The sequence below is a fragment of the Thermophilibacter provencensis genome (genome assembly GCF_030372065.1).
GTDB classification, from domain to species: domain Bacteria; phylum Actinomycetota; class Coriobacteriia; order Coriobacteriales; family Atopobiaceae; genus Thermophilibacter; species Thermophilibacter provencensis_A.
This window is the reverse complement of the sequence record NZ_JAUDEA010000003.1, coordinates 58,484-79,695: the sequence shown is the minus strand read 5'-3', so window position 1 is coordinate 79,695 and position 21,212 is coordinate 58,484. Positions and strand designations below refer to the sequence as shown.

General features: G+C 66.0%; 13 protein-coding genes. 11 read left to right on the top strand and 2 right to left on the bottom strand.

The genetic code is table 11. The features are described 5' to 3' along the window. The first annotated feature begins 78 nt into the window (after positions 1-78). From QUW25_RS03195 to QUW25_RS03170, 6 genes are all read left to right on the top strand, one after another. Positions 79-813 (top strand): LytR/AlgR family response regulator transcription factor, encoded by a 735-nt coding sequence (locus QUW25_RS03195; protein WP_289510797.1) that lies wholly within the window; start codon positions 79-81, stop codon positions 811-813. A 368-nt stretch (positions 814-1,181) separates the two neighbouring features. Further along, positions 1,182-4,979, top strand: coding sequence for a glycoside hydrolase family 3 C-terminal domain-containing protein (locus tag QUW25_RS03190; protein ID WP_289510796.1), 3,798 nt, complete (start codon positions 1,182-1,184; stop codon positions 4,977-4,979). A 78-nt stretch (positions 4,980-5,057) separates the two neighbouring features. Further along, positions 5,058-8,105 (top strand): glycoside hydrolase family 3 C-terminal domain-containing protein, encoded by a 3,048-nt coding sequence (locus QUW25_RS03185; protein ID WP_289510795.1) that lies wholly within the window; start codon positions 5,058-5,060, stop codon positions 8,103-8,105. Positions 8,106-8,262: 157 nt separating this feature from the next. Continuing rightward, the gene (locus QUW25_RS03180; protein ID WP_289510794.1) at positions 8,263-9,105 is read left to right on the top strand and encodes an alpha/beta hydrolase; all 843 of its coding nucleotides are present in this window, start codon (positions 8,263-8,265) and stop codon (positions 9,103-9,105) included. Between the two features lie 132 nt (positions 9,106-9,237). Next, positions 9,238-11,673, top strand: coding sequence for a tRNA (adenosine(37)-N6)-threonylcarbamoyltransferase complex transferase subunit TsaD (gene tsaD / locus QUW25_RS03175; RefSeq protein WP_289510793.1), 2,436 nt, complete (start codon positions 9,238-9,240; stop codon positions 11,671-11,673). A 61-nt stretch (positions 11,674-11,734) separates the two neighbouring features. Further along, on the top strand, positions 11,735-12,031 hold the full coding sequence (locus QUW25_RS03170) for a methylated-DNA--[protein]-cysteine S-methyltransferase (protein WP_289510792.1): 297 nt from the start codon (positions 11,735-11,737) through the stop codon (positions 12,029-12,031). Between the two features lie 130 nt (positions 12,032-12,161). On the opposite strand, the gene QUW25_RS03165 is transcribed toward QUW25_RS03170, so the two are convergent. Then, positions 12,162-13,439, bottom strand: coding sequence for a serine dehydratase subunit alpha family protein (locus tag QUW25_RS03165; protein ID WP_289510791.1), 1,278 nt, complete (start codon positions 13,437-13,439; stop codon positions 12,162-12,164). A gap of 212 nt (positions 13,440-13,651) precedes the next feature. Between QUW25_RS03165 and QUW25_RS03160 the strand changes: the two genes are divergently transcribed. The 5 genes from QUW25_RS03160 (at position 13,652) to QUW25_RS03140 (ending at position 19,377) form a co-directional block, all read left to right on the top strand. Next, entirely contained in the window at positions 13,652-14,581 is a 930-nt protein-coding gene (locus QUW25_RS03160) for a transporter substrate-binding domain-containing protein (RefSeq protein WP_289510790.1), read from the top strand. A gap of 59 nt (positions 14,582-14,640) precedes the next feature. Beyond that, positions 14,641-15,804 carry an amino acid ABC transporter permease gene (locus QUW25_RS03155; protein WP_289510789.1) on the top strand — a complete coding sequence of 388 codons (1,164 nt, stop codon included), beginning with the start codon at positions 14,641-14,643 and terminating at the stop codon, positions 15,802-15,804. A 3-nt stretch (positions 15,805-15,807) separates the two neighbouring features. Beyond that, complete coding sequence (locus QUW25_RS03150) at positions 15,808-16,572, top strand: amino acid ABC transporter ATP-binding protein (protein WP_289510788.1); 765 nt, start codon at positions 15,808-15,810, stop codon at positions 16,570-16,572. 130 nt (positions 16,573-16,702) lie between these two features. Then, positions 16,703-17,395 carry a transposase gene (locus QUW25_RS03145; RefSeq protein WP_289510787.1) on the top strand — a complete coding sequence of 231 codons (693 nt, stop codon included), beginning with the start codon at positions 16,703-16,705 and terminating at the stop codon, positions 17,393-17,395. Between the two features lie 41 nt (positions 17,396-17,436). Beyond that, positions 17,437-19,377, top strand: a complete 1,941-nt coding sequence (locus tag QUW25_RS03140; protein ID WP_289510786.1) for an NAD(+) synthase — start codon at positions 17,437-17,439, stop codon at positions 19,375-19,377. A 168-nt stretch (positions 19,378-19,545) separates the two neighbouring features. Here QUW25_RS03140 and QUW25_RS03135 read toward each other — a convergent pair whose 3' ends face one another. Next, entirely contained in the window at positions 19,546-21,138 is a 1,593-nt protein-coding gene (locus QUW25_RS03135) for a hypothetical protein (RefSeq protein ID WP_289510785.1), read from the bottom strand. Positions 21,139-21,212 lie beyond the last annotated feature (74 nt).

The window sequence follows — 21,212 nt, the reverse complement described above, 5'->3', positions numbered from 1 at the left end:
GGTGACAGGGTGATCTGTCATGAAATTGCCCGCGAGGGGCACGGGGCCGGGGAGGGCCCTCGAAACAGGGGGAAGGACATGCTTCAGTATCACGTTGCCGTCTGCGACGACGAGCGCTTTGCCGCGGACGCCATAGCCAGCGCCGCCGAGCGCGAGCTCTCGCGCCGGGGCGCCGAGGCCGAGATGGAGGTCTACACCGTCCTGGAGGACCTTGCCAAAAGGATGGACTCCGTAGGTTTTGACCTGGTGCTCCTTGACATTGAGATGCCTGGCATCGACGGCATCCAGTTTGGGCGCGCCCTGCGCGAGATTGGCTTTGGGACGGACATCATCTACGTCTCCAACAGCGAGGACCGCGTCTTTGAGTCCCTCTCGCTGCGACCCCTCGGCTTTGTGCGCAAGAGCCACTTCAACCAGGACATGGCGGAGGCCATCGAGACCTTTGTGCGCGAGCGCCGCAAGACGAGCACCAACCGCACCATCACGCTCAAGATGGCGCACGCCATGGGAACCTTTGCCATCGACGACATAGCCTACGTGGAGGCGCACCGCCGCGACAAGGTCGTGCACCTGGCAAACGGCCGCACCGAGGAGGTCCTGACCACCCTCGACGAGATGGGCGAGAACCTCGCGCCGTTTGGGTTCTTCCGCGTGCACAAGGGGTTTCTCGTCAACTTTGCCCACGTGAGACAGCTGACCTCCCAGGGCTTTGTGGTGGGAAAGGACCTCGTGCCCATCGGCCGCTCCAAGGTGGCCGAGGCCCGTCGCGCCTACATGGACTACCTGAACAACAAGAACTCGATCATGCTCTGACCTGGCACTGGTGGCGCTGGCGTCAGAGCCAACTGTCATACTTATCGCGCGTCTTTCGCCCAACCGCTCACCGGCGCTTCCATACCGCTCACGACCAGCGCTTTATTGCAGTTGGTGACGAGAAAACCACCGTTGGTGCAACGCGCGCACTTTGGTGCGACGCGTTCCGCCGTGTGACGCGCACCCGCTCAAGCAACTATTCAACTTCCTATCGTTAACCGTGAGAAGCCCGGCCAAAGGCTGGCTCTCCCTCCCTTCCTGGGCCGGCTCCGTCCGGCCCTTTGAGGGGAGATTTGGTTAGGTCCCGCCAGCGCGCGGGTGAAAAGCGCCCATACTGGCGGCATAGGGAAGGGAAGGAAATGAGAAGCATGAGAAGTGGCGTCACACGCAGGGGCTTTGTCCTGGGCACCGCGGCCGCGGCCGTCATGGCCGGGCTCGCAGGCTGCGATAACGGCGGCGGCCAGCAGGCGCCCAGCAAGGAGGAGTCTGTTGCCCCGGCGCTGCCGGAGGACAACCTCTATTACGAGAGCGCCTATGAATATACCACCGAAGGCGAGCAGCAGCTCGTTGCCGACGAGATGGCGCTTGGCGCACGCATTGTCAACGAGGGCGTGGTCCTGCTCAAGAACGAGGACGCGGCCCTTCCTCTTGCCACCTCTGACGGAACGGTGACCGCTTTCGGCAACGCCGGCCCTGCCTATCACTCGGGCTTTGACGAGGCCATGAAGGAGGCGGGCTTCTCCTTCAACGATGCCGCCTGGGAGTTCTACACCAACGGCACCCAAAACGTCCTCGGCTGGCAGGTCAACGAGAACCCGTGGGAGGACGCGCAGGCGGCCGGCTTTATCTCCGATGACGGCGGCGTGGCGATTGTCTTCCTGGGCCGTCGCGGACACGAGGGCTCTGATACCCAGTGGTATGAGGATCATGACTACCTTGCCCTCTCCCAGGAGGAGAAGGACATGCTGAACGGCGTGGCTGAGCTCCGTCGTTCGGGCGCCTTCTCCAAGATGGTCGTTGCGGTGAGCACCTCCAACACCATCAGCTGGGAGGACGGCCCTTGGTCCGATGCCGTTGATGCCCTGCTCTGGTACGGCAACATCAGCTCTTCTGGCTACGGCGCCGCTCTTCCCTACGGCATCCCGGCCTTTGTGCAGGTGCTGAGCGGCGAAGCCAACCCCTCTGGCCGCCTCTCTGACACCGTCTACAAGAACAACCGCCTGAACCCCGTCATGGCCAACTTCGGCCGCGTTGACGCCGACCTCTCCGAGCTCTCCGACGGCAAGCTCGACGAGGTTTCGCGCGAAAACGACGAGTGGCGCCCCTCCAACACCAAGGGCAACCACTGGCGCCATGATTACGTCTATGCCGAGGGCATTTACCTGGGCTATCGCTATCCCGAGACGCGCTACGAGGACAAGGTGCTCGGCCAGGGCAACGCCGGCGACTTCGACTACAGCTCCTATGTGGCCTACCCGTTTGGCGCGGGCCTCTCCTACACGACCTTCTCGTACTCTGACTTTGCCGTCGAGGAGGCGGACGACGCCTTCACCGTCACGGTGACCGTCGCCAATGACGGAAAGGTTGCGGGCAAGCACGCCGCCTGTGTCTACGTGCAGACCCCCTACACCGACTACGACGTCGAGAACGGCATCGAGAAGGCTTCCATCGAGCTCAAGGGCTACGAGAAGACCCAGGAGCTCGAGCCCGGCGCCTCCGAGACGCTCACCATCGCCGTCTCCAAGCACGAGCTCGCCGCCTATGACGCCAACAGGGCCAAGACCTACATCCTCGACGACGGCGACTACTACTTCACCGTTGCCGCCTCCGCGCACGACGCCATCAACAACGTGCTTGCCGCCAAGGGCATGACCACCGAGGACGGCATGACCGCCGATGGCGATGACTCCCTCATCTGGGTCTGGAACAACGGCACCTTCGATGACACCACGTATGCGGTCTCCGCGGTCACGGGCAACGCCATCACCAACCTCTTTGATGGCGTCGACCCGAACAAGAACCCGCTCATGAGCGACAAGAACGCCATCACCTGGCTCTCCCGCTCCGATTGGGAGGCGACGTTCCCGACCAAGCCCGCCAACCTGGTCTATACCGACGAGGTGGCCGACAAGGCAAAGCCCATCTCCTATCAGGCCGGTTCTGGCGACGCGAGCTCCGTGCCCACTCACGAGTTTGGCAAGGACTCCGACCTCGTCCTCGTGGACATGCGCGAGAAGGACTACGACGACGGCGACTGGGAGACCCTCGTCTCCAAGCTCACCTACGAGGAGATGGTGGACTTCATCAACGATCCGGAGAGCGAGATCGTCAAGATTGGCAAGCCCGAGACCGTTGCCGGCAACGGCTCGCAGGGCTGGACCCCGCTCTTTACCGTGTCTGGCCTCTCGGGTGTGACCTGGCCCTCCAAGGAGACCGTCACCAACACCTACAGCACCGAGGTCCACGAGGAGGTCGGCCGTCTCACCGGCGAGAACCTCCTGCACTCCGCAACAGTGGAGAGCAAGAACGTCTCCCTTTACGGCTGGAGCTGCAACGCCCATCGCTCCCCGTACTCGGGCCGCAACTTTGAGTACTACTCCGAGGACCCGTACCTGGGCGGTCGCGCCTGCGCCGAGGAAACCCGCGGCATCATCGAGAAGGGCGCGCTCGTCTACACCAAGCACTGCGCCGGAAACGACCAGGAGGAGTACCGCCACGGTGTGCCGTCCTGGGCAAACGAGCAGACGCTGCGCGAGATCTACCTCCGTCAGTTTGAGAAGGCCGTCGTCGAGGGCGGTGCCAACGGCATCATGAGCGGCTTCCACCGTCTGGGCATGGAATGGTCTGGCGAGAACCACGCGCTGCTCATCGACTGGCTTGAGGGCGAGCTCGGCTACACGGGCACCACGATCACCGACCAGTTTGAGGCGCCGCAGATGGACTCCGTCGACGGTCTGCTCAACGGCACGCACGTCTGGCTCGGCACCACGAGCGATAGCGACGGGCGCAAGGTCTGCCATGCCGTTCTGCTTCAGGATGACTACAAGAACGACCCGGTTATCCAGGACGCGCTCTTTGGCGCCGTGCACCGCGCCCTCTACAACTACGCTCACTCGCTTGCCATGAACGGCCTCACGCACGACTACGTGTTCACCGGCAACCAGCCGCTGGTCACCGCAATTGTCTCCACGGCCGAGGAGGGGACGATCGGCGCGCCGTGCGCCTTCTACGGCGACAAGACCTACGTGGCGGAGCAGAGCGGCTTCTTCGGCTCCTCGCGCGGCACGGGCACGTGGGACTACGCCGAGGACGGCGGCCTCACGCTGACCGACTCCGAGGGCAACGCGATTGAGGTCTCCGATGACGGCTCCCTCCTGAGCTTTGACGTGCCGGTTTCCGGCTCCGTGGCTCCCAACACGATCTCCAAGTACGAGCTGGTCACGGCCTACAACGCGTGCTTCGGCACGAGCTTTGACGCTGGTACCCAGCCGAGCTACCAGCTCACGTTTGCCTCCGGTAACGAGGACGCGACCGGCAACGACCCGAGCGCCCTGGAGATCAAGCGTGGCGAGACCGTCACGCTACCCGACCGCCCGTACGAGCTTGAGCACATGACCTTTGACGGGTGGAGCATCGGTGGCACCGTCTATCCCGCTGGCTCCGAGTACGTGCCGAACGCTTACGACGATGCTACGGCAGAGGGGGCGTGGTCGGTTACGGTTGTTGCCACAGCAACCACGTTTGACGACTACATCTACTCTTACATTCAGGACGCCGGCATCCCCATGGTCCTTCTCGCCGACGGGACCGTTGAGGTCGACCACTACAAGGGCTACGCCTGCATGGGCGCCTGGGAGGTCGAGGGCTCCGGATCCGGCGAGGGCACGCTCGTCATCAAGAACGAGTCCGGCGAGACGGTTGCCATCGAGCAGGACGGCACGAGCGCGACGTATGCGCAGGAGGGCGTCTACTATGACTGGAACCAGCCCGACCAGGGCTACGGCTCCGGCATGTTCCTCGTGATGCTCACTCACACGCTGGATCTCGCCGCCTTTGTCGAGGCCTACAACGCGGAGTTTGGCACGAGCTACGACTCCGTGAGCGTGGAGACCGGCTCCGCCGAGTTTGCCCTGGAGGAGACGGGCGAGCCCAAGTCCGTATTCTAGTCACGCTGCCTTTGCGGCCGGGCCGGGGCGCGAGGTTCTTCTCGCCCCCGCCCGGCCCCATGAACGGAGAAACACCTCATGTCAGACAAGCAACCAAAGAAGAAGGGTGGCGCGGGCCGCATCGTCGGTCGCGTGATCGGCGCGGTGCTCGCCGTGGTGTTTGTCGCCCTCATCGTTGCGGCTAACGCGATCCTTCCCAACTATACGCAGGTCATCAACTCCTACCTGGGCGTCGAGCAGGGCTGGGACAACTCCGGGGCCAAGACCGAGGGCCTTGACCTCGAGTACAACAAGGCCGACCACAAGTCCCGCGAGGAGCTGGCCGAGGCCGAGGCCGCGCTCGACGAGCAGATCGCCGGCGAGGGCATCGTCCTTCTTGAGAACGCGGACAACGCGCTTCCGCTGGCTGAGGGCACGACGCTCTCCTTTGTGGGCGGCAACGCACGCTCGCTCGGTGCCGGCTCGGCGGGCATCCTCGCGTCCACGATGGGCGTTGAGGGCGAGACCGTCGACGCCGTGACGCCCGCGATGGAGGCGGCCGGCCTCAAGGTCAACCAGGAGCTCGTCGAGTTCTACGCCTCTGGCGCGGGCTCCGAGTATGTGATGGGCCCGGGATCTGTGAGCTACGGCGACAACGAGGACTTCTCGATCAACGAGTGCCCGCTCTCCGTGATGGAGGAGGCCGGCGTGCTCGACTCGCTCGAGGGCACCACGCCCGTCTTTGTGATGAAGCGCGTTGCCGGCGAGGGCCGCGACATGCCGCGCTCCATGTACAACCACGCGGACAACCCCGAGGACCAGGCCAAGAGCTACCTCGAGCCGGACAGCACCGAGCTTGAGATCCTGCAGTACCTGAACGACAACTTTGACAACGTCATCCTGCTCATCACGTCCAACAACGCGTTGGAGCTCGACTGGCTTGAGCGGTTCCCCAACGTGAAGGCGGTCCTGTACGCGCCGTCCTTTGGCTCCTACGGCATCAACGCCCTGGGCAACGTGCTCACGGGTGCCGTGAACCCCTCCGGCCGCACCAAGGACACCTTTGCCGCGGACGCGAGCAAGAGCCCGGCCGCCCAGAACTTTGGCGACTACCAGTACCTTGACGAGAACGGCGAGCTCACCAAGTACAACTACGTCTCCTACGAGGAGGGCATCTACGTAGGCTATCGCTACTACGAGACCCGCTACGAGGACGCCGTGCTCGGCCAGGGCAACGCCGGCGAGTTCAACTACGACGACGAGGTCTGCTACCCGCTGGGTTACGGCCTCTCCTACACCACCTTCGAGTGGTCGGACTTCTCGACCGCATGGTCCGGCGACGAGTGCGCGGCCACGGTCACGGTGACCAACACCGGTGACGTGGCGGGCAAGGACGTCGTCGAGCTCTACGCGCAGTCCCCCTACACGGACTACGACCGCGAGAACGGCGTGGAGAAGGCCTCCGTGGTGCTCGTGGGCTTTGCCAAGACGGGCCTGCTCGAGCCCGGCGAGTCCCAGACGGTGGAGATCTCCTTCGACGAGTACCAGCTCGCCTCCTATGACTACCTGGGCGCCAAGACGTGGATCCTCGACGCGGGCACCTACTACGTGACCGCCGGGCGCAACGCCCATGATGCCGTGAACAACGTGCTCGCCGCCAAGGGCGCCTCCGTGGAGGGCAACACCGCCCTGGTCAACGAGTATGTGCCGGACAACACCGAGGTTGACACCACCACCTACGCCACGGACACGCTCACGGGCGAGGAGGTCACCAACCACCTGGATGACGCCGCGGGAGAGCTCACCTACCTCACGCGCTCCGACTGGGAGGGCACGTTCCCCACGCACGACGGCGAGCCCACCTCGCAGGTCTCCACCTGGGGCAACGAGATCAACGGCGAGGACGGCGTGAGCTACACCTACGGCAAGACGGCCTCCGCCGATCTTCTCGCCGAGCTTGACTCCACCGACTCCGGCAACCCCAACGTTGAGTCCTGGGACGGCGAGCTCGTGTACGGCGCCAAGAACGGCCTCACGCTCATCCAGATGCGCGGTCTTGAGTACGACGACCCGCAGTGGGACGCCCTTCTTGACCAGCTGACCCCCGAGGACTATGACATCCTCATCACCCAGGCCGGCTACGGCACCGACTACATTGCCTCCGTCGAGAAGCCCGCGGGTACCGACGCGGACTCCACCTCTGGCTGGAGCTGGGGCGGCATTGGCATGACCTTCTGCAACCCCGCCATGGTGGCGCAGACCTGGAACGTCGAGCTTGCCTACGAGCTGGGCATCTGCATTGGTGACGAGAGCCTCTACGGCGGCGCCACCGGCTGGTACGCCCCGGCCATGAACATCAACCGCACGGCCTTCTCCGGTCGCGCCGGCGAGTACTTCTCCGAGGACGGCTTCCTCTCCGGCGCGCTGGCCTCCCAGGAGGTCAAGGGCGCTGCCGAGAAGGGCGTCTACACCCTGATCAAGCACTTTGCCTTCAATGACCAGGAGAACCACCGCGGCGACCGCTCCGGCCAGTACTCCATGGCCACGTGGCTCAACGAGCAGTCCGCGCGCGAGATCTACCTGCGTCCCTTTGAGCTCTGCATGAAGGTGGGCGACGTTGACGTCAACTACGTCAAGGACAACGGCGACGGCACCTACGAGGCTGCCACCACGCAGATTGCCGCGTGCCAGGGCCTCATGACCGCCTTCAACCGCATTGGCGCCACGTGGGTGGGCGGCGACTACGACCTCATCACCGGCATCGTGCGCAACGAGTGGGGCTTTGACGGCTGGATCATCACGGACAACGCCGACACGGGCGTCTTCATGAACGCCGGCCAGATGATCCAGGCGGGCGCCGACTCCAAGCTCACCGCAAGCGACCCCACGGACACCTGGACCTTTGACGAGAACGACCCCGTGTCCTACAACTACGCCCGCGACGCCGTGCACCACCTGCTCTACGTGATGGCCAACACGCACTGCATGAACGGCGCCATGCCCGGCAGCCACTACACCTCCGGCGTGGCCGGCATGCAGAAGGCCGACCTCATCCGCTGGGGCATCACCGGCGTTGCCGCCGTGGGCCTTGTGGTGACGGGCGCCCTTCTCACCCGCAGCTTCCTCAAGTCCCGCACGGCTTCGTGATGACAAAGGTGACAGGGTAAACTGTCAGGTTTTTGAGGCGCCGGTCCGATTGGGCCGGCGCCTTGCTTGCGGCGCCCGGTTTTTCTCGGCACCGTTTTCTTGAAGTGGTACAGTCGGCTGTGTTTCTCGGCAGGTCTTGGCCCAAGAGGGGAGTGCGGTGAGGCGGCTCAAATACATCGTTGCCATTGTGGCCCCGCTGGTGCTGGCATGCTGCCTCGCATGCTGCTCCGTTGCCCCCGCCGGAACGTATCGGGTGAGGGAGCTCTCCTTTGAGCGCGACGGCGCCACCATTTACGGCAGGCTCTTCCGGCCAACCCCGGTGCGGGCGGGGTCCCCGCTCGTTGTGATCTCGCACGGGTTTGGCGGGGCCCTCGACGGCACGTCCGAATATGCGCGCCGCCTTGCCGAGGCGGGCGTGGCGAGCTACGTCTTTGACTTCTGCGGCGGCTCGTCCTGGAGCAAGAGCGACGGCAGCATCCTGGACATGTCCGTGCTCACCGAGGCCGACGACCTGGAGGCGGTGATGGACGGCCTGCTGGATGGGGGATATGTGGGCGCGGGCAAGCTGTATCTCATGGGGGAGAGCCAGGGCGGCCTCGTCTCCGCCCTCGTGGCCGCGCGCCGCCCGGACGACGTGGCAGGCCTCGTGCTGTTTTACCCGGCGCTCAGCATCCCGGATGACGCGCGGGCGCGCTTTCCGGACGCCTCCGCCATCCCCGGCGATGAGGTTGTGGGCCTCTTTGGCGTGACGGTGGGGCGCCGCTACTACGAGGACATTCTCGGCCTTGACCCATTTGCCACAATCGGTGACTACAAGGGCCCGGTGAAGATCTATCACGGCGACAAGGACGAGATCGTGCCGCTTGACTATTCGCTGCGCGCCGTCGAGACGTACGAGAACGCCGAGCTCAGCGTTGTGAGCGGTGCGGGCCACGGCTTTAGCGCCGAGCAGCTTGACGAGATTTGCGCCGAGGCCGCCAGCTTTGTCCAGGAGACATGACGCTGGGCTCTGACGCCACTGTCATCATGACAGCGGCGTCAGAGCCCAGTGTCACGCTGTTACGGTGGCGTGCCCTTCTTGCCGCGCGAGCGCTACACTAAAAAGGTTGCATCACAAGCGAGAAGGGCCGCCATGAGCAAAGCTGCCGAGAAGATCATCCTTGCCGTAGATACGTCCACGGACATGCTGGCGTGCGCCGTCGGGCGCGTGGGCGCGGACGGTGCCGTGACGGTGCTGGCCGCGCGCGACCACCTGTGCCGCCGCCAGGCCAACGTGGAGCTCGTGACCACGGTGCAGCAGGCGCTCGCCGACGCCAGCCTTACGATGGCGCAGCTTGATGCCGTGCTCGTGGGGCGCGGCCCCGGCTCGTTCACGGGCGTGCGCATCGGCATCGCCACGGCCAAGGGACTCGCGTGCGGCGCGGGGCTTCCGCTCTACGGAACCTCCGCGCTCGATGCGATGGCGTGGTCGGCCCACGCGGCCGGCGCGCGCGGGCTTCTCGCCGTGGCGGGCGACGCCATGCGCGGCGAGGTCTACCCCGGCATCTACGAACTGGACGAGGCTGGCGCGCACCGCACCTTCCCGGCCGAGACCGTCCTCAAGGCCGATGCCTGCGTGGCCGCGTGGTCGGAGCGCGCCGACGCGGCCGAGCTCACGCTCACGGGCAACGGCCTGACCAAGTACCGCGGGCGCTTTGAGGCCGCGGGCCTCTCGTCCTTCTGCCCGGAGGAGGCGTGGTACCCCACGGGCGAGGGGCTCCTGCGCGCGGCCGTCGAGGCCGGCGTCTTTGGCGAGCAGCCCGGAGACCCGGCGCTGGTCCTCCCCATCTACACGCGCCTCTCCGACGCCGAGGAGGCCGAGCGCGTGCGACTGGGCCTCAAGAAGCCGGCGTCCGTCGAGCTCACCGGCGTCGATGACGCGCTCGCGGGCATCCACCTGCAGCTCCGTCCCATGACGATGAACGACACCGCTGCCGTGGCGGCGCTTGAGGCCGCCACCTACGAGGGCTCCGCGCACACGCCGTGGACGGAGAAGATGTTCTACGAGGAGCTCTCCCAGCCCGGCCGCAGCTGGTGGGTGGCGCACGACCAGGGGACCGTCATCGGCTTTGCGGGCGGCGTGCTCGCCGGGGCGGACTTCGAGGTCGAGGAGGTCGTCGTGGACGCGGCGCGCCGGCGCGAGGGCATCGCCACGCGCCTCGTGGCCCGCGTGGCCTACGACGCGCAGATGCTCGGCGCGCAGACGGTCTCCCTTGAGGTTGACGAGAAGAACGAGCCCGCCCACGCGCTCTACGCCGCTCTCGGGCTCGTGGAGGAGGGCCGTCGCCCGGGCTACTACGGCGCCGGCCACGACGCCCTCATCCTGCGCGCCCCGCTGCCGCTCGCGGCGGACGCCGTGATTGCGACCGGCCGCCCGGAGCCGGCGCCCTCCATCCGCCCGTGGCCGATCGTGCCCGGCGAGCGCACGCCCGAGGCCGAGGCCGCGCTGGCGGCTGCCGGCCCGCTCATCCTCACGATCGAGTCCTCCTGCGACGAGACCGCCATGGCCGTGACGGACAGCCACGGCGTCGTCTGCGCGAGCGTCGTGGCCACGCAGATCGACTTCCACGCGCGCTTTGGCGGCGTGGTGCCCGAAATTGCCTCCCGCAAGCACACCGAGGCCATCGTGGGCGTCTTCGAGGAGACGCTCGCCCGCGCCGGCGAGCACTTCGGCGTGGACACGCTCGCGCCGTCTGACCTGGCCGCCGTTGGTGTCACTGCGGGACCTGGCCTCGTGGGCGCTCTCGTGGTGGGCGTCGCCTTTGCCAAGGGTCTCTGCGCGGCCGCTGACCTGCCGCTCATTGCCGTGCACCACCTCGAGGGCCACCTCATGGCCAACCTCTTCGAGACGCCTGACCTCGAGCCGCCCTTCGTGGCGAGCATCGTCTCCGGCGGCAACACCATGCTCGTCCACGTGCGCGCCTGGGGCGACTACGTCCTTCTCGGCGCCACGATCGACGACGCGGTGGGCGAGGCCTTCGACAAGGTGGCCAAGGCGCTCGGCCTGGGCTATCCCGGCGGCCCCGTGATCTCCAAGCTCTCCGCGCAGGGTAACCCCAAGGCCATCCACTTCCCCCGCGCGATGATGCACAGCGGGGACTACTCCTTCAGCCTCTCCGGCCTCAAGACCGCCGTCATCACCTACATCGAGGGCGAGAACCGCGCCGGCCGTCCCATCAATCTGCCCGACCTGGCGGCGAGCTTCGAGGCTGCGGTCATCGACGTGCAGGTCGCCAAGGCCGTGAGCGCGGTGGAGGAGACCGGCGTGGCCGACTTCTGCGTCGGCGGCGGCGTGGCGGCCAACCCGGGCCTGCGCGCGGCGTATAAGAGGGCGCTCGAGAAGCGCGGCGTGCGCGTGACCGTGCCGCCCATGCGTGCCTGCGGCGACAACGCGGCGATGATCGGCATCGCTGCGCTGCGCAGCTACAACGCGGGGTCCTTCTCGCCGCTCACGCTCGACGCCGACCCCAACGCCGCCCTCGGCACCTGGGCCACCTCCAACGCCCCCGTCCCTCCCACCTGGGAGTGATACAAAGGGACAGTCCCTTCGTATCATTTTGCCTTTGGGTTGATTTTACGCAGCGTCTGTTTTGCGCAGCCGCTCGCCCGTATGTGGCACGAGTGGCGATTTTGCACGGATTTGCGGGCTCGCCGACTCGCCGGTTCTTCTCGCCGTCCCGTACGGGGAGACGCGCACGTACGGTGAGCTGGCAGCCGATCTGGGCTCGTCGCCTCGTGCCGTCGGCTCCGCCGTGGGCAAGAATCCCATTAGCGTGATTGTCCCGTGCCACCGCGTGGTGGGCGCAGACGGCTCCCTCACCGGCTACGCCGGCGGCCTCGACCGCAAGCGCGCGCTTCTTGCGCTGGAGGCGGTGCGTCCCCAATAACGAGCGGGTTGTGGACGCTTTTCTCGTCCAAACCGCCCGCAACTTGCCCCACCGAGAAAAACGGGCGGCGCCCGGACGGTTTACCAGCAAAAACCGTCCGGGCGCCGCCCCAATATTGCCTAACGGTGGCCTAGCAGCCGCCCGTCCCGCACATGAGCTCAATGATCGTCCGGTCCGTCTCGCGCATGCCCTGAGCGGCCAAGACGCCCACGTTGCGAATGGTGTTCTCCACGCCCTTGACCACAATGCCGTCGCCGCCGTAGAACTGTTTGCCCTGGCTCTGCATCTGCATGCCCAGAAGTCCCGCCTCAACCGCGTTCGCGATCTTGGCTGCGCAGCTCGCCTTGGCGCCGTCGCAGACCATGCCGGAATCGATGGCGATGGCATTAACCACGGTGTGCGAGATTTCATGTGCACGCCCGCCGTAGAGGTAGGTGATGCCGGCCGCCGCGCCCGCGCCCGCGCTCGTGGCGCCGCAGTAGGCGGAGAGGCGCCCGATCCCGGTCTTGAGGTGGATGGTGATGAGGTTTGAGACCACGAGCGCGCGCAGCAACTCCTCGTGCGAGACGCCTAGCTCCTGGGCGTAGACGATGACGGGCACGCTGGCGGTGAGGCCTTGGTTGCCGCTGCCGGAGTTAATGACCACGGGAAGCTCGCAGCCGCCCATGCGAGCGTCTGAGCCGGCGGCAGCCCACGCCTTTGCGCGGTTGGCCACGCCTTCGCCGTACGCCTCGAGCAGGACCTTGCCAATGCCCGCGCCCCAGTTTCCGTGGAGCCCCTCCTGCGCGATGGCCGTGTTGCAGGCGATCTGGCGCCCGAGGACCTGCTTCACGTCGTCAAGGTTTACCTCGTCGGCAAACTGGACAATCTTCTCCACGGAGAGACAGCTGCGGTCCGTGCCGCCCTCGGCGGCATTCTCGTAGGGGATGTCGAGAAGGACCTCGTCGCCGCGCTCCAGGCGGATGACGTTGGTGTGCGACCCGGCGATCTCGCAGAACGCCGTGCGCCCGGCAGCCTCCGCGCGCACCTGGATGTCAAAGATCCACGGGCGCTCGCTCGGCGTGACCGTGACCTCGCGCGTGGCGAGAAAACCGTCCATCTCCTCGATCTGCTCCGGCGTGACGCCCGCAAGGACCTCGAGCTTTGCGTCGGCGTCGCCCGCGACGATGCCCGCCGCTGCGGCGGCCTCGATGCCGCGCGCTCCGCCCGTGTTGGGCACGACGACGCTCTTGACGTTCTTGATGATGTTGGCGGAGGCTGCCACGTCAACGCGCTCGGGGAGCGTGCCGAGCGCCTGGCGCGCGAGCGCCGCGCAGTAGGCGACGGCGATGGGCTCGGTGCAGCCCATCGCGCAGACGAGCTCCTCCTCGAGAATGGCAACGTACGAGTCGTAGGTCTCCTGACCCATGGCGTCCTCCATGTTACGAAGGGACTGTCCCTTCGTAACACCCGTTACGGCGATGTTTCCCAAAATCATATCAGCACACGGTCCTTCTCGCCGCGCTGTATTCTGCCGACGTGCGCGTAACTTTCTCGCATTAAGTTGCAAGGGGGAGGGGAATGGGTCCCCTCCGGTTGCGTCGCGCGAAAGGGGATTTCACACAAGGGAAAGGAACCACCATGAAGGCCACCCCGCACGTTTTTGTATCTGACAGAGTTTCTCGCCGCGACTTCCTCAGGCTCTCGAGCCTCGTGGCGAGTATGGGAGGCGTGATGGTCCTTTCCGGCTGCGGCCCCGCCGCGCAGGAGCCCACCACCGATGACACCGAGCAGACCGACGCCCCCGCCGACGACGCCCCCGAGACCGCCGCGCTGGGCGACGGCGTGACCCTGCGCGTTGGCATGGAGGCGGCCTACGCCCCCTACAACTGGCAGGTCAGCGAGGAGTCCGAGTACACCATCCCCATCGAGAACGTCTCCGGCGCCTTTGCCGACGGCTATGACGTGCAGGTGGCCAAGCGCATCGCGGAGGGCCTCGGCATGGAGGCCGTGGCCGTGAAGCTCGACTTTGCCGCGCTCATCGACTCGCTCAACAACGGCCAGATCGACATCGTCTGCGCGGGCATGTCCGTCGACCCCGAGCGTGCCCAGTCCGCGGACTTCTCCGACTCCTACATTGACGACGACATCGTCATGATCACCACCAAGGACTCCGCCTACGCCGGCGCCACCACGTTCGCCGACCTCGCCGGCGCCTCCATCCTCGGCCAGGCCGCCACAATGTACGACACCGTGATCGACCAGATCCCCGACGTCAACCACATGACGCCGGCCGAGACCGTGCCGCTCGTCGTCCAGGGCCTCACCAACGGCACCTGCGACATCATCACCTACTCAATGCTCTCGGTGCCCAAGCTGCTCGAGACCTATCCCGACTTCGTCGAGCTTCAGATGGACGATAAGTTCGAGGGCTCCGTCATGCCCGACAACGCGGCCATCGCCAAGGGCCAGGATGCGGTGCTCGACCAGATCAACGAGATCATCGCCACGATCCCGGAGGACGAGCGCCAGCAGACGTGGAACGACTGCATGGACCGTCAGCCGGCCTAACGCGTTGGGCGCGGAAGGGACCGTCCCCTCCGCGCCCGCACACTGAGGAGTTCTTAAGAATGACCAAACTGCGTGACTTCGTGCTGCGCGACCACCGCTACGTCCTTCTCGGCACGAGCGCCGTGGCGTTTCTCGGCATGCTGCTCTCGAGCTCGCCGCGCCCGGCGATGAGCTTTCTCGCCCGCGCGTTCACCGTCGAGCTGGTGATGTACTACCTGCTCGTGGCCTGGCTCGTGGTGAGCGCCGTGGCCCTGGTGTTCAAGCTCTCGCACTGGCGCACCTACGACCAGACCTCGCCCTTCGTGCGGCCCGCCGCCCGCCGTGCCCTGCGTTACGGCTCCTACGTGGTGTGGGCGCTCGTCCTCGTGCTCGCGGTCGACCGCTGGGCCATGGGCGTTGCCTCCGCGTGGCAGGCCGCCGCGGCCTCCTCGGCGCGCCCCCAGGAGGACATGCTCCAGGGCATCCTCTACATCCTCCAGCACGATCACCAGACCTTCACCACGGGCCTCGTGACCACCGTCGAGCTGGCGGTCTTTGGCACCATCCTCGCCTTCTTCCTGGCGCTGCTGCTCGTGTTCTGCCGCATCCAGACCATCGACCGCCCGGACAACGACTTCGTGCGCTTCTGGAAGAAGCTCGGCAGCGGCTTTGCCAAGGCGTACAGCACCGTGATCCGCGGCACGCCGATGATGATCCAGGCCATGATCATCTACCCGGCCATCTTTGCGCTCTTCCGCGGCACGGGCATGACCACAACGGAAATCAACGGACTCTGGACGCCGTTTCTCGGCGGCCTGGTGACCGTCACGCTCAACTCCACCGCGTACATGATGGAGGTGCTGCGCGGCGGCATCGAGTCCGTGGACAAGGGCCAGACGGAGGCAGCGCGCTCGCTCGGCCTCTCGCAGTGGCAGGCCATGCGCAAGGTGGTCTTCCCGCAGGGCATCAAGTTTGCGATCCCCGGCCTCTCCAACGAGCTCATCATCAACATCAAGGACTCCTCGGTCCTCTCGGTCATCGGTACCTTCGAGCTCGCCTTTGCGAGCACCACGGCAACCGGCGTCTACTACAACCAGCTGCAGCCCAGCCTCATCTCCGCGGTGGTGTACCTCTTCCTCACGATGGTCGCGTCGTGGCTGCTCGGGAAGTTTGCCAAGCACTTTGACGTCAAGCCCGAGCCGGTGGGAAGCACGTCCGACAAGAACCTCGTGGGGGAGGAGTAAGCCATGGCCGAGAAGAGCGCGCGCCGCGTGGGAGAGCCGATGGTCCGCATCGAGGGGCTGCGCAAGTCCTTTGGTGACCTCGAGGTCCTGCGCGACATCAACCTCGACGTCATGCCTGGCCAGGTGGTCACGATCATCGGCGCCTCCGGTTCGGGCAAGTCGACCCTCCTGCGCTGCATCAACCTGCTCGAGACGCCCGACGCCGGCCACGTGTGGTTCCACGGGTCCGATCTTGCGGCCGAGCACGTTGACGTGAACCGCCTGCGCGAGAAGATCGGCATGGTCTTCCAGGGCTTTAACCTGTTCAACAACATGAACGTGCTCGACAACTGCACGCTCGCACCGGTGACCCTCAAGAAGATGTCCAAGGCGGAGGCCGAGGAGGTCGCGCTCGGCCACCTCGAGTCCGTGGGGCTCGCCGACTTTGCGCACGCCGACGTCAACAACCTCTCCGGTGGCCAGAAGCAGCGCGTCGCCATCGCGCGCGCCCTCTGCATGCAGCCCGACCTCATGCTCTTCGACGAGCCCACCTCGGCGCTCGACCCGGAGATCGTGGGCGAGGTCCTCGAGGTCATGCGGCGCCTGGCGTCCGATGGCATGACGATGGTCGTGGTCACGCACGAGATGGCGTTCGCGCGCAACGTCTCCGACGAGGTCGTCTTCATGGACAAGGGCGTCATCGCCGAGAAGGGCTCGCCCGAGAAGCTCTTCACGGCGCCTGAGCAGCCCCGCACCCGCGAGTTCCTCTCCCGCTACCTCGACGGGTGATGAAGGGACAGTCCCTTCGTAACATTTTTCTTCAGCCTAATATGGGTATAAGCCTCCTCACCTATGTTGCGGGTGGGGAGGTTGCTTATGCCAAGGTGCGCGCGTTAAGTCGGAGTCCGGGCTCTATCACGTGATTGCCAAGGGGAGCGGAGGGCAGAACCTTTTTGAGGGTCCATACGACTATCAGGCGTTTCTCGAGTTTCTTTCCAAGGCGTGCGAGAAGGGCGGCGTTCGAGTCATCGCCTATTGCCTCATGTCCAATCATGTTCACCTTCTGCTTGAGGATGCCGAGGACCATCTCGGTGAGGTTATGAAATCTGTGCTCACCAGCTATGCCCAGCGCTTCAACAAGAGCAGCGACCACGTTGGCCACGTCTTTCAGCAGCGCTTCAAGAGTCAGCCCATCGAGAACGGGGACTATCTGCTGCGAGCGATTCGCTACATTCACAACAACCCGGCGAAAGTGGGAATATGCCCGGCGGAAGACTACCCACGGAGCAGCTATCACGAATATGTTGGGACACCGGTCCTGATTGACGCCGCGCGCGCCTTGGAGCTGTGTGGCGGGGTCGAGGGATTTGTTGCGTTCAGCACGTCAGAGGATGGGGAAAGCCATCGCTTTTTCGAACGCACCCGCCTCTCCGACGCTGAGGCTCGACGGCTTGCTTCCGGGATTCTCGGCGAGATCGCCCTAGCTGACCTGAAAGCCCTGGAGCGCGGCCGTCGCAATGCGCTACTCTTTGAACTTAAGGATGCCGGCCTGTCCATTTCCCAGATTCAACGTTTGACCGGCATCGGAAGAGGGGTAATCGCGCGGGCGTGATGTTACGAAGGGACTGTCCCTTCGTAACATAAGGAGGACATATGAGGGACGGGTTCGTTAAGGTTGCGGCGGTGACGCCGGAGGTGCGTGTTGCGGACGTGGCCTTTAACGTTGAGACCTGCGCGTCGGCCGCGCGCCAGGCCGCCGAGAAGGACGGCGCCGCCGTCATCGTCCTGCCTGAGCTCGCGCTCACGGGCTATACCTGCGAGGACCTCTTCTGGCAGGACTCCCTCATCCGCGCCGCGGACGCCGCTCTTGCGGACTTTGCCGCCCGCACCGCCGACCTTGACGCGCTCCTGCTCATCGGCGTACCCGTGCGCTCAGGCGGCAAACTCTACAACTGCGCGGCCGCCGTCGCGCACGGCGCGATCCTGGGCGTTGTCCCCAAGACCCACATTCCCACCTACAACGAGTTCTACGAGGGTCGCCACTTCGTCCCCGGCCCGGCCGAGCCGCTCTTTGTCTTCGCGGGCGGCGAGAAGGACGTGCTCTTCGGCACCAACCTGCTCTTCTCGTGCCTGGAGCTCCCCGAGCTCGTGGTGGCGGCGGAGATCTGCGAGGACCTCTGGGTCGCCGCGCCGCCCTCGATCGCCCACGCGCAGGCAGGCGCCACGCTGATCTGCAACCTCAGCGCCTCCAACGCCGTCGTGGGCAAGGCGGACTACCGCCGCAGCCTCGTGACCGGCCAGAGCGCGCGCCTGGTCTGCGGCTACGTGTACGCGAGCGCCGGCACCGGCGAGTCCACGCAGGACCTCGTCTTCTCCGGACACGACCTCGTGGCCGAGAACGGCCGTCTGCTCGCGGAGGGCAAGCCCTTCGGCGACGGTCGCGCCGTCTCCGAGGTGGACGTTCGCCTTCTCGTGCAGGAACGCACCCGCATGTCCACCTTCGAGTGCGCCGCCGCGCCGGAGGAGGCGGGCTACGTGAGCGTGCCCTTCTCGCTGGGCGCGGACGCCGCCTCGCGCGAGACACCGCTCACGCGTTACGTGGACCCGCGCCCCTTTGTGCCGTCCGACCCCGCCCGTCGCGCGGAGCGCTGCGAGGACGTCTTTGCCATCCAGGCCCACGGGCTTGCCAAGCGCCTTGCCCACACGCACTCGCGTCGCGCGGTGATCGGCGTCTCCGGTGGCCTTGACTCCACGCTCGCGCTGCTCGTGGCGGTGCGCGCCTTCGATCTTCTCGGCCTGGACCGCGGCGGTATCATCGCCGTCACCATGCCCGGCTTTGGTACCACCGACCGCACGCACGACAACGCCACCCAGCTCTCCGAGGCGCTCGGCGTGCAGCTGCGCGAGGTCGTGATCGGCGCGTCCGTGCGCCAGCACTTTGCCGACATCGGGCATGACGAGTCCGTCCACGACGTCACCTACGAGAACGCGCAGGCGCGCGAGCGCACCCAGATCCTCATGGACATCGCCAACCAGGAGGGCGGCCTCGTCATTGGCACCGGCGACCTCTCCGAGCTGGCTCTCGGCTGGGCCACCTACAACGGCGACCACATGTCCATGTACGCCGTCAACGCGAGCGTGCCCAAGACGCTGGTGCGCCATCTTGTGCGCTACGTGGCCGATACCTGCGGAAACGCAGCGGAGGCAGAGGTTCTTCTCGATGTGCTGGACACGCCGGTCTCGCCGGAGCTCCTGCCCGCCGCCGGCGACGGCAAGATCGCGCAGAAGACCGAGGACCTCGTGGGTCCCTACGAGCTGCACGACTTCTTCCTCTACGAGGTGCTGCGCCACGGCGCGAGCCCGCGCAAGGTCTATCGCCTGGCCCGCTACGCCCTGGGCGAGAAGTACGACGACGCCACGATCCTCTCCTGGCTCAAGGTGTTCTACCGCCGCTACTTTGCCCAGCAGTTCAAGCGCAGCTGCCTGCCGGACGGCCCCAAGGTGGGCTCGGCGGCCGTAAGCCCGCGCGGCGACCTGCGCATGCCCTCGGACGCTTGCTCCTCCCTCTGGCTCGTCGAGCTCGAGGAGCTGTAGACCTCGCGCGAGCCCGCGCAATTGGGATGGCTCCGGTTGTGTGCGGTTTTTTCTAGGGTGCCAAAGTACGACCCGCGGAGTCGCATTTTCTACCTGCGGCTCCGCGGGTCATTTCTCGCCAATGCTTTAGGTCCCCTCAAAAAACCACACACAACAGCTGGCGGAGGGCTAGATGGCGGGGACGGTGAAGGCGTAAGTGGCCTCTCCGGCGTCAAACGTGACGGTCACGGCATAGCGGAAGTCGGGCTGAGCCTCAAATGAGACGGCCCCGTCAACGACCTCGGCCTCCTGTTCCGTGGCGGCGAGCTCGTTGGGATCAACGTCGTGCACGGAACCGGCGAGCGCGGCGGCTGCCGAGATGTCCCCCTCGTTCCAGCAGGTGACCGTGGCCCCCGTGGCCGGGACGTCAAAGCTCATCGTAAGGGTCTCGGAGCCCCCCAGGTGCACTGCCGGCATCCCCTCGGCGGCGTACTGCACGGGGTGCGGCGTGTCGGTCGTGGCGGTGAGGGTCTCGCCGTCCTGCTCGAAGCTCCACGTTGAGCCGCAGGTGAGTGCCTGCACGCTCTGGGAGGCGTACTCGATCGTGGCCGCAGGCGGGTCCGCGGGGTCCTTCGCGCCGACTCCCTCGACGGAGGGCGTCAGCGTGACAAAGTGGTACGTGACCTTGCCCGCCTCAAAGCTGGCCTCAACGACGTAGAGATAGCCGGGCTCGATGCTCAGCGCGGCGCTCTTCCCGTCAAGCTCGCAGGGGACCTCGTCCAGGTTGGACGAGGAGGACTCAAGCGCGCGCCGCCCCACCGTGACGTCCGTGGGCGTCACGTCAAAGGAGACGGTGGCCTCCGTGGCTCCCTCGATCCGCGCGTCGGGCAGCTCGTCCAGATTGAGCTCGGGCGCGCCGCCGGAGATGGTCTGCAGCTGGCCATCCTCCTCGTAGGACCAGGTGCACCTATAGGTGCTGAGCATGACCGAGGTCGCCGCCAGCTCCGTCGTGTAGTCGAGCGAGGCAAAGGCGGGCTCGGACGGGTCCTTCGGCTGCCAGATCTCTGCCACCAGCTCGTCGTACTTCTCGGCGTCCGCGGGTGAGCCCTCCTCGATCACCTCGACCTTGGTGATGCCCGGGTACTGCCCGGGGTAGCTCTCCAGCATGATGCCGTTGCCGGTCACGCGCACGATGTTGCCGGCCGTGAGCTCGGGCGTGCCCTCCGGCAGGGTGGGGTAGTAGGGGGACTCGCTGTCCTGGTCCACAAAGAGGACCTCGCCGTCACCAAACGTGACGACCATCGCCGTGGAGACGAACTCGCCCATCTCGGCCCCCTTGACGTCAAAGAGATAGCCGGCGTCGCCGCCCTCAAACCAGGCGCCCACGTAGTAGCGCCACCCGGGCTCCACGCCAAAGGCCGCGGTACCGTCCTCGAGCGAGCACTCAACCCCCTCGTGGCTCCCGTCCTCGGCATAGCGTACGACCTCGACCTCGGTTGCGGGCTGCGAGAAGGACACGCCCACCTCGGGCGCGCCCGACACCTCGAGGTCGGGGACGTCGTCATCGCCAAGTTCCGTCGGGGCAACGGCGTCGTTGGCAACGCCGTCCCAGTTATAGCCGTGAAGGAGAAGCCCCATGTTCACGACGGCGTCCTCAGATTCGTAGCGCGCGGTGGCGGTGGGCGGCTCGCTCTTGGAGCAGCCGACGGCAGCTAGGGCGCAGAGCGCGCAAAGCACGCAGGCGAGAAGGGCGCGAGAAAGACGGGCGGGGCGACGTTTCACGGGTCTGTCCTCCAGGTCGGGTCTCTTACCCCATCTTACCCGAAGGCCCGGACAGGCGCTGCGGGCCGCGCTCT

Excerpts from the sequence above, each read along its gene's own strand:
- QUW25_RS03195 (WP_289510797.1), top strand. The coding sequence starts at position 79 with ATGCTTCAGTATCACGTTGCCGTCTGCGACGACGAGCGCTTTGCCGCG.
- QUW25_RS03190 (WP_289510796.1), top strand. The coding sequence starts at position 1,182 with ATGAGAAGTGGCGTCACACGCAGGGGCTTTGTCCTGGGCACCGCGGCC.
- QUW25_RS03185 (WP_289510795.1), top strand. The coding sequence starts at position 5,058 with ATGTCAGACAAGCAACCAAAGAAGAAGGGTGGCGCGGGCCGCATCGTC.
- tsaD (WP_289510793.1), top strand. The coding sequence starts at position 9,238 with ATGAGCAAAGCTGCCGAGAAGATCATCCTTGCCGTAGATACGTCCACG.
- QUW25_RS03165 (WP_289510791.1), bottom strand. The coding sequence starts at position 13,439 with ATGGGTCAGGAGACCTACGACTCGTACGTTGCCATTCTCGAGGAGGAG.
- QUW25_RS03160 (WP_289510790.1), top strand. The coding sequence starts at position 13,652 with ATGAAGGCCACCCCGCACGTTTTTGTATCTGACAGAGTTTCTCGCCGC.
- QUW25_RS03155 (WP_289510789.1), top strand. The coding sequence starts at position 14,641 with ATGACCAAACTGCGTGACTTCGTGCTGCGCGACCACCGCTACGTCCTT.
- QUW25_RS03150 (WP_289510788.1), top strand. The coding sequence starts at position 15,808 with ATGGCCGAGAAGAGCGCGCGCCGCGTGGGAGAGCCGATGGTCCGCATC.
- QUW25_RS03140 (WP_289510786.1), top strand. The coding sequence starts at position 17,437 with ATGAGGGACGGGTTCGTTAAGGTTGCGGCGGTGACGCCGGAGGTGCGT.